The following is a 916-nucleotide window of genomic DNA, read 5'->3' as shown; positions in this document are numbered from 1 at the left end:
TCGTCCCCGACCCCGGCCCGGGGGAGGCGGTGGTCGACGTCCAGGCCTGCGGGGTGTGCGCCACCGACCTGCACTACCGCGAGGGCAACATCACCGACCAGTACCCGTTCCTGCTCGGCCACGAGGCCGCCGGGGTGGTCGCCGCGGTCGGCGACGGGGTCACCAACGTCGCCGTCGGCGACTTCGTGGTGCTCAACTGGCGGGCGGTGTGCGGGCAGTGCCGGGCGTGTGCCAAGGGCGAGCTGCAGTACTGCTTCGCCACCCACAACGCCGCCCAGCCGATGACCCTCACCGACGGCACGCCGCTGAGCCCGGCGCTGGGGATCGGGGCGTTCGTGGAGAAGACGCTGGTGCACGCCGGGCAGTGCACCCGGGTCGACCCGGCCGCGCCGGCCACCGCCGCCGGGCTGCTCGGCTGCGGGGTGATGGCCGGGGTGGGCGCGGCGATCAACACCGGCGGCGTGCGCCGCGGCGAGTCCGTGGCGGTGTTCGGCTGCGGCGGGGTGGGCAACGCCGCCATCGCCGGCGCGGCGCTGGCCGGGGCGACCACCATCGTCGCCGTCGACATCGACGACCGGAAGCTGGACTGGGCGCGGCGGTTCGGCGCCACCCACACCGTCAACTCCAAGGACACCGACGCGGTCGCGGCGATCCGGGCCGCCACCGGCGGGTTCGGCGTGGACGTGGCCATCGACGCGGTCGGCCACCCGGCGGTGTTCGAGGCTGCCTTCCACGCCCGCGACCTGGCCGGGCGGGTGGTGCTGGTCGGCGTCCCGGCCCCGGACATGACCATCACGCTGCCGCTGATCGAGGTGTTCGGCCGGGGCGGGGCGATCAAGTCCTCCTGGTACGGCGACTGCCTGCCCAGCCGGGACTTCCCGCTGCTGGTCGACCTCTACCGGCAGGGCCGCTTCCC

General features: G+C 75.1%; 1 protein-coding gene. It reads left to right on the top strand.

Going from position 1 to position 916, the window contains the following annotated elements; translation table 11 throughout:
* Nucleotides 1-29: 29 nt before the first annotated feature.
* On the top strand, nucleotides 30-916 hold an 887-nt coding region (locus tag ACI78Z_RS24980; protein WP_457039232.1), incomplete at its 3' end, for an S-(hydroxymethyl)mycothiol dehydrogenase.

Source organism: Geodermatophilus sp. SYSU D01176, from assembly GCF_054050015.1.
The sequence above is the reverse complement of the archived record's forward strand: the minus strand, read 5'-3'. Positions and strand labels throughout refer to the sequence as shown.